Source organism: Plantactinospora sp. B6F1 (genome assembly GCF_040120695.1).
In the GTDB taxonomy this organism is placed as follows: Bacteria; Actinomycetota; Actinomycetes; order Mycobacteriales; family Micromonosporaceae; genus Plantactinospora.
The window spans coordinates 384,978-392,881 of record NZ_JBEEAC010000003.1 but is presented as its reverse complement, the minus strand read 5'-3'; the positions used below and the strand labels follow the sequence as shown (position 1 = coordinate 392,881).

General features: G+C 72.5%; 6 protein-coding genes. 5 read left to right on the top strand and 1 reads right to left on the bottom strand.

All coding sequences use genetic code 11. The features are described 5' to 3' along the window. Window positions 1-158: 158 nt before the first annotated feature. Window positions 159-2,072, bottom strand: a complete 1,914-nt coding sequence (locus ABNF97_RS07445; protein WP_349338047.1) for a serine hydrolase domain-containing protein — start codon at window positions 2,070-2,072, stop codon at window positions 159-161. A 150-nt stretch (window positions 2,073-2,222) separates the two neighbouring features. On the opposite strand from ABNF97_RS07445, the gene ABNF97_RS07440 reads away from it, so the two are divergent. From ABNF97_RS07440 to ABNF97_RS07420, 5 genes are all read left to right on the top strand, one after another. Then, window positions 2,223-4,085 (top strand): glycoside hydrolase family 3 N-terminal domain-containing protein, encoded by a 1,863-nt coding sequence (locus tag ABNF97_RS07440; RefSeq protein ID WP_130464924.1) that lies wholly within the window; start codon window positions 2,223-2,225, stop codon window positions 4,083-4,085. Between the two features lie 95 nt (window positions 4,086-4,180). Continuing rightward, a complete protein-coding gene (locus tag ABNF97_RS07435) occupies window positions 4,181-5,074 on the top strand; it encodes an ATP-binding cassette domain-containing protein (RefSeq protein WP_130464925.1) in 894 nt (297 codons plus the stop codon). Then, a complete protein-coding gene (locus ABNF97_RS07430; protein WP_165436867.1) occupies window positions 5,071-5,853 on the top strand; it encodes an ABC transporter permease subunit in 783 nt (260 codons plus the stop codon). The genes ABNF97_RS07435 and ABNF97_RS07430 overlap by 4 nt, the downstream gene beginning before the upstream one ends. 71 nt (window positions 5,854-5,924) lie before the next feature. After that, window positions 5,925-7,091 (top strand): histidine kinase, encoded by a 1,167-nt coding sequence (locus tag ABNF97_RS07425; RefSeq protein ID WP_165436868.1) that lies wholly within the window; start codon window positions 5,925-5,927, stop codon window positions 7,089-7,091. A 61-nt stretch (window positions 7,092-7,152) separates the two neighbouring features. Next, complete coding sequence (locus ABNF97_RS07420) at window positions 7,153-7,830, top strand: response regulator (protein WP_130464927.1); 678 nt, start codon at window positions 7,153-7,155, stop codon at window positions 7,828-7,830. Window positions 7,831-7,904: the final 74 nt, after the last annotated feature.

Sequence of the window (7,904 nt, the reverse complement as noted above, 5' to 3'; positions counted from 1 at the left end):
ACCCCACCCACCCCGCGAGTCTCCGCACCCCACCCCCCGCCCCACAACCCCGGCCCACACGCTTGTGGACAACCGCGCGCAAGATTCTTGTTGTGCTGTGGCGCGTGGCTAACCGCAGCACAACAAGAATCTTGAGGGCCCATCGCGTGCGAAGCGCGTCAGGTGGGGGACGGGGTCCAGCCGGTGGCGGTGAAGCGGGTGGCGTCGGTGCCCTCGCCGGAGAAGAGCAGGCCGTTGGTGCCGACCACGAGCAGGCCGTCGACGTACACGCCACGGCCCTGTGCGCTGCCGTCGGTGGTGTAGCTCCAGCGCAGGTCGGTGGTGCGGGCGGGTAGTTCCGCGAACGCCTGCCACCAGCGCCGGCCGCCGTAGCCGGTGACCGAGCCCTCGGCGGTCCACCGCCCGGCCGGGCCGACCAGGGTCACGTCGACCGGTGCCCAGGTCTCGCCACCGTCGGCCGAGGTCTGGAAGTGCAGCACGTCGTAGCGCGGCTCGGTGTCGTACCAGAGTCGGAAGCTGGCCACCGACGCACGGCCGGCGGCGCGGCGCAGCGGCGCGGTGAGGGTGACGCTGCCGCCGTCGCGGTCGTCCGCGCGCCAGGCGGTGCCGCCCAGCGGCGACCGGACCGGGCTCGCGTACGCCAGGTCGCGGGCCAGGGCCCGCCGGGCCACGTTGTTGCTGCCCCAGTTCCGATCCGGGTGTACCCGGTTGGTCAGCAGGATCAGGAAGGTGTGTGACAGCGGGTCGACCACGATCGACGTACCGGTGAACCCGGTGTGCCCGAACGTGACCGGTGAGGCGAGCCCGGACATGTACCAGTGCTTGTGCAGCTCGACCCCGAGCCCCCGGTCACTCTCCGGATAGCCGCTCTCCAGGTGTGCGTTGTAGTTCGCCAGCATGTCCCGCACGGTCGACTCACGGAGGATCCGGGCGCCCCGGTACTCGCCGCCGTTCAGCAGCATCTGGCAGAAGATGGCCAGGTCGTTGGCGGTGGAGAAGAGTCCGGCGTGCCCGGCCACCCCGCCGAGTGCCCAGGCGTTCTCGTCGTGCACCTCGCCCCAGACCATGCCACGGTCCGCGTACGGCTGGTATTCGGTGGCCGCGATCCGGGGCCGTACCGCCGGTGCCGGGTTGTAGCCGGTGTCGACCATCCGCAGCGGCCCGGTCACCTCGGTGGCGACGAGTTCCTCCAGCGGGCTCCCGGTCACCCTCTCCACGAGTACGCCGAGCGCGATCAGCCCGAGGTCTGAGTAGACGTACTGGTTGCCGGGGCTGGCACCGGCGGCGAAGGGGGTGGCCAGCGCGGCCGCCTCCCGTGCCTCCGGGGTCGGGTACCGGCTCCACAGTGGGGCGAACGCGGGCAGCCCACCGGTGTGGGTGAGCAGCATCCGTACGGTCACCGCCTCCTTGCCTCCGGCGGCGAACTCCGGCAGGTAGCGCACCACCGGCGCGTCCAGCTCGACGGTGCCGCGTTCGACCTGACGCAGAACCACCACGGTGGTGAAGAGCTTGGAAATCGAGGCGAGGTCGAAGATGGTGTCCTTGCGCATCGGGATCTGCTGGTCGGCCGGCAGTTCGACACCGACCCGCCCGGGTGCGGCCCCGACCTCGCTGTACTTCACCGCCGTGCCGACCGCCTCGTGCCGGACCACCACCCCGTCCTTGGCGGCCAGCAGCACCGCCCCGGCGTACGTCGGGAAGTTGGGGTGGTCCGGGGTCGGCGACAGGTACGCCTCGGCGTCGGTGCGCAGCCGGTCGACGTACTCGGGCAGCAGGCCGACTTCCTGCGGCCGACCGGTCCGCAGCGTACGCCGCTCGAACCGGACGTCGGCGGGGTCGACGGTCGGCGGTCCGTCCCGCCATCCCGCACCGTGCCATCCCCCGCCCCGCCCGCCCGTCAGCGCCTGACCCACCTCCGGTTCCGTCAGCGCCTGACCCGCCTCCGGGCCGGTCAGCAACTGACCGACCTTCGGGCCGGCGGTCGCCGGGTGCGGTACGGCCAGGGCCGTGACCAGGACGGCAGTGCCGAATCCGGCACCGAGCACGGTCGTGCTGATCCTCCGACGGCGCATCGCCACACCTCCGTGTCAGTCATCGACCGATCTCGTCAGGCACGACCAGAATGAAGGTTTCCTTCGCTCTTGGCAATAACAGGGAAGGTTCTTGCCCGCTGCCGCCGAGCCAACTAATTTATAGAGTCGGATGTATCACCTGGAGGTGTGATGCGGAGCCGGCTACTGGCGTCAACCGTCACGATCGCGCTGCTCGCCGCCGGCGGCGCCAGCCCGCCCGCCCAGGCCGCATCCCCCGGCCAGACTGCCGCATCCCCCGGCCAGACTGCCGCATCCCCCGGCCAGACTGCCGGGCGATCCCCGGTGGACCGGCTGATCGGCCGGATGAGCCTGCCGGAGAAGGTCGGCCAGCTCTTTGCCACCTACGTCTACGGCGGCTCCGCCACCGCGCCGAGCGCGGCCGACGCCGCCGCCAACCGGCAGGCGTACGGAGTGGACACCGGTGCCGAGGTGGTGGCGAAGTACCACCTCGGCGGGGTCATCTACTTCACCTGGTCACACAACCTCGACTCGCCCCGGCAGATCGCCACGCTCTCCAACGGGCTCCAGGCGAGCGCCGCCGCCAGCGGCTCCAGGATTCCGCTGCTCATCTCCACCGACCAGGAGCACGGCATCGTGCAGCGGCTGCCGGCGCCGGCCACCCTCTTCCCCGGGAACATGGCGCTCGGCGCCGGACGCAGCCTGGTCGACGCGTACACCGCGGCCAGGATCACCGGGCGGGAACTGCGGGCGGTCGGCATCGGTCAGGCCTGGGCGCCGACGGCCGACGTCAACGTCAACCCGGCCAACCCGGTGATCGGGGTACGCTCCTTCGGCTCCGACCCGCTGCTGGTGGCCGGGATGACCGCCGCCCAGGTGGTCGGCTTCCAGTCCGGTGCCGGGGTCAGCGTGGCCGCAAAGCACTTCCCCGGGCACGGCGACACCCGGGACGACAGCCACACCGACCTGCCGGTGATCCACCACAGCCGGGCCGAGTGGCAACGGCTGGACGCACCGCCGTTCCGGGCCGCCGTCGCGGCCGGAGTCGACACGATCATGACGGCGCACATCGTCGTACCGTCGCTGGACGACTCCGGCGATCCGGCCACGCTATCCGCGCCGATCCTCACCGGGCTGCTCCGGGGCCAGCTCGGGTTCCGCGGCGTGGTGGTGACCGACTCGCTCGGCATGGCCGGAGTACGGCAGAAGTACGGCGACGACCGCGTCCCGGTACTCGCCCTCAAGGCCGGCGCCGACCTGCTGCTGATGCCCCCGAGCCTCGACCTGGCCGTGAACTCGGTACTGGCCGCCGTCGCCTCCGGCGAACTCACCGAGGCCCGGATCGACCAGTCGGTACGCCGGATCCTCACCCTCAAGCAGCGCCGGGGCGTACTCGACGGAGTGCCGTCGGTCGATCCGGCCGCCGCCGAGCGGGTGGTCGGGCAGCCCGCCCATCAGGCCGAACTGCGGAAGATCACCGACCGGACCGTGACCGTGGTACGCAACGACGCGAGGCTGCTGCCGCTGCCGAGGGCCGACCGGTCGGTGCTGGTCACCGGCTGGAACTCCGGCGCATTCGACAACGTCGGCACCCTCGCCGCCGGGCTGGCCGCCCGGGGCAACCGGACCACCACACTGCCGACCGGGCTGCCCAACGACGCGAAGATCGCCGAGGCGGTGGCGGCGGCCCAGGCCAACGACCTGACGGTCGTGCTGACCCAGAAGTCCTTCGACACCACGGTCACCGACCCGAACGCCCGGCAGCAGAAGCTGGTGCACGCGCTCGCCGCCACCGGCCGGCCGGTGGTGGTCGTCGCGGTGCGGGACGCGTACGACGTCGGGCACTTCGACGACGTACCGACCCAGCTGGTCACGTTCGGCTACACGAAGGCGTCGATGGATGCGCTGACCCGGGTACTCGTCGGCGAGGTCGCGCCGCGCGGCAAGCTCCCGGTCAGCGTCCCGGACCCGGCCGACCCGACGACGCTCCGCTACCCGTACGGCCACGGCCTCACCTGGCGGCTCCGCCGCTAGCGGCACGGCGTACGACCTCAGGCGTACGGCCGGGACGTCGACGACCAGCCTTCCGGCGGTCGGCGGACGGTCCGGCCGCGCCTAGCGTCGGAGCCATGATTGAGGTACAGGCGCTGACCAAGCGCTACGGCGGCACCCTCGCCGTCGACGAACTGTCCTTCTCGGTCACACCCGGCCAGGTCACCGGGTTCCTCGGGCCGAACGGGGCCGGCAAGTCCACCACCATGCGAATGATCGTGGGGCTGGATCGGCCGACCGCCGGCACGGTGACGGTGGCCGGCCGCCCCTACCGCGACCACCCGGCGCCGCTTTGCCAGGTCGGTACACTCCTCGACGCGGCGGCGCATCGCGGGCGGAGTGCCCGCAGCCACCTGCTGGCGCTGGCCCAGACACACGGGATCGGCCGGCGACGCGTCGACGAGGTGCTGGAAACCGTCGGGCTGACCGCCGTGGCCGACCGCCGGGCCGGCGGCTTCTCCCTCGGGATGGGCCAGCGGCTCGGGATCGCCGCCGCACTGCTCGGTGACCCGGCGGTGGTGATCCTGGACGAGCCGGTCAACGGGCTCGACCCGGACGGGGTGCTCTGGTTACGCAACCTGCTCAAGGGGCTGGCCGCCGAGGGACGTACCGTGCTGGTCTCCAGCCACCTGATGAGCGAGATGGCGGTGACCGCCGAACACCTGGTGGTCATCGGCCGGGGGCGGCTGCTCGCCGACACCACGGTTGCGGAACTGATCGCCCGGGTCGCCGTCGGCAGCGTGCTGGTGCGTTCGCCGCACGCCACCGAGCTGGGGGACCTGCTCACCGCGCATGGTGCCGCGCTGAGCCCGGTCGGGCCGGGCGTGTTCCATGCCGCCGGGCTGGGCGTCGAACGGATCGGGGATCTGGCTCTGGCAGGCGGGCTCGCCATACACGAGTTGACGCCGCGACGGGCGTCGCTGGAGGAGGCGTACATGGAGTTGACCCGGGAGGCGGTGGAGTACCGGTGAGGATCACGTTCGCCCGGGTGGTCCGGTCGGAGTGGACGAAGCTCCACTCACTCCGCTCCACCTGGCTGACCCTGGGTACGGTACTGCTGCTCGCGGTGGGACTGGCCGGCGCGATCGGCTACGGCGTACGCCGCTCGGTGCAGTCCGGCGACCCGGCCCCGACCACGGCGGACGCGGTCGGGACGGCGTTCCTGCCGATGGACTTCCTGATGCTGGTGATCGGCATTCTCGGGGTACTCCAGATCACCGGCGAATACGGCAGTGGCACGATCCGGGCCACCCTGAGCGCCGTACCCCGGCGCTGGCCGGTGCTCGCCGCCAAGGCGGTCGCCCTGACCGGGGTGACCGTACCGGTGCTGACGGTCGGCTGCCTCGCCGCGTTCCTGGTCTGCCAGGCAGCGCTCGGACCGGACGGTGCCGGTCTCGGCGATTCCGGGGTGCCGGGTGCGATCGTCGGAGCGGCCGGATCTGCGGCCCTGATAGGGCTGCTCGGGCTCGGCATCGGTGCGATGCTGCGGCACACCGCCGGGGCGATCACCGCGCTGGTGGTGCTGCTGATGGTCGTACCGGCACTGCTCGGGCCGGTGCTGCCCGGCGAGCGGGAGGAGGCGGTGCTGAAATACGTACCGACCCTCGCCGGCCAGGCGATGTACGCCCTGGACGGTGCCGGCGGCCCGTTCGACACCCTGTCCCCCGGCCCCGCCGCCGCGGTGCTGGTCGGCTGGGCCGGTCTGCTGCTGCTCGGCGGGGTCGCCGTGCTGCGCCGCCGGGACGGATAGCTCCGGTGCCCGACACCGCGCCGGCTGGAGGGACGACCCCAGCGCCCGACACCGCGTCGGCTGACGGACCGGTGATTCCGGCGGTCGCGCGCCGGGCACGCAGCCTGCTCCGGCGGAATCCCCGGTGGGTCGACGCGGGTCTGGTCGTACTGATCGGGCTGGCCAGCGGCCCGGTGGCGCTGGCCGGCACCGGCGTCGCCGTCTGGCTGTGGTTCGTCGCCGTGCACGCCCCGCTGGTCTGGCGCCGACGGGCCCCGGTCCTGACCTGCTGGGCGGTGTACGGCCTGGCGATCGTATCGACGCTCTTCGTAGGCATCCGGGTCGACGGGATCCACCCGGAGCTTGTCGTCGCGGTGGCGATCTACACCGTCGCCCGGTACCGCCCACAGCGCCACGTCTGGCCGATCGTCGCGGCGACCGAAGGGCCGGCGATCATCCTCCTCCTGCCGGGCGAACCGAACTGGACCTCGTTCGGCTTCATCACCTTCGGCCTCGCCGCGACCGTGCTGCTCGGGGTGACGGTGCGCTTCCGACAGGCGTACCTGGCCGAGTTGGCGGAGCGGGCCCGCCGGCTGGAGCGGGAACGCGACCAGCGGGCCCGACTCGCCGTCGCCGCCGAACGGGCCCGGATCGCCCGGGACCTGCACGACATCGTGGCGCACAACCTCGCCGTGATGGTGGCGCTGGCCGACGGCGCCAGCTACGCCGCCGGCACCGCGCCGGAGCGGGCTGCCGAGACCATGGCCCAGGTGTCGGCGACCGGGCGGCAGGCGCTCGGCGAGATGCGCCGGCTGCTCGGCCTGCTCCGCGACGAGGCGGTCGGCCGGGCACCACAGCCGGGCCTCGACGACCTGGACACGCTGGTGGCACAGGTCCGCACCGCCGGGCTACGGGTCCGGCTGACCGTGCAGGACACACCGCTGATCAGCGGTCCGGGCGCCGGGCTCGCCGTCTACCGGATCGTCCAGGAGGCGCTCACCAACACCCTCAAGCATGCCGGCCCGGCCGCCGAGGTGCGGATCCGGCTCTACCTCCGGCCGGACGGCCTCCACCTGGAGATCCTCGACGACGGTGCCGGCCGTACCGCCGCACCGGCGTCGCCCGGTGGGCACGGGCTGGCTGGGATGATCGAGCGAGCCGCCGCGTACGGCGGCAAGGTCGAGGCCGGGCCCCGCCCCGACGGCCCCGGCTGGCGGGTACGGGCCCGGGTGCGGCTCGACGACGAGGAGACGGCGTGACGGCGTGGTCGAGGGTGGTCGAGAGTGGTCCCGGGGTGACCGGTCGGGATGGGGAGTTGGCGTGACCATCAGGGTCCTGCTCGTCGACGACCAGCCGCTGCTCCGGCTGGGCTTCCGGATGGTGCTGGAGAGCCAGCCCGACCTGGTGGTGGTCGGCGAGGCCGGTGACGGTGCGCAGGGCGTCTCGATGACCCGTACGCTCCGCCCGGACGTGGTGCTGATGGACGTCCGGATGCCGATCCTGGACGGCATCGAGGCGACCCGGCGGATCGTCGGGTCCGGCGAAGCGGCCCGGATCCTCGTGCTCACCACGTTCAACCTCGACGAGTACGTCTTCGCCGCGCTGCGGGCCGGGGCGAGCGGGTTCCTGCTCAAGGACGTACCCCCGCCGGACTTGCTCACCGGGATCCGCGCGGTGGCGGCCGGCGACGCGGTGGTGGCGCCGAACGTGACCCGGCGGCTGATCGACGCCTTCGCCTCGCACCTGCCGGACCCGTCGACCGGCCGGTCCCCGGTCGACGAGCGGCTGCACCGGTTGACCGACCGGGAACGGGAAGTACTTGCGGAGGTGGCCCGGGGCCGGTCCAACGCCGAGATCGCCGGGCTGCTCACCGTCTCCGAGGCGACCGTGAAGACCCATGTCGGCCGGATCCTCGGCAAGCTCGGCCTGCGGGACCGGGTCCAGGTAGTGGTCTTCGCATACGAGGCGGGCATCGTACGCCCGGGTGACCAGATGTGAGCAGTAGCCTCGGTCGACGGGTGTACAGTTGCCCGGCCCGCCGCGCCTGAACTGAGCGGGCTGTGGGCCGCGCG

Coding starts and splice junctions, on each gene's coding strand:
- ABNF97_RS07440 (WP_130464924.1), top strand. CDS start 2,223: ATGCGGAGCCGGCTACTGGCGTCAACCGTCACGATCGCGCTGCTCGCC.
- ABNF97_RS07445 (WP_349338047.1), bottom strand. CDS start 2,072: ATGCGCCGTCGGAGGATCAGCACGACCGTGCTCGGTGCCGGATTCGGC.
- ABNF97_RS07435 (WP_130464925.1), top strand. CDS start 4,181: ATGATTGAGGTACAGGCGCTGACCAAGCGCTACGGCGGCACCCTCGCC.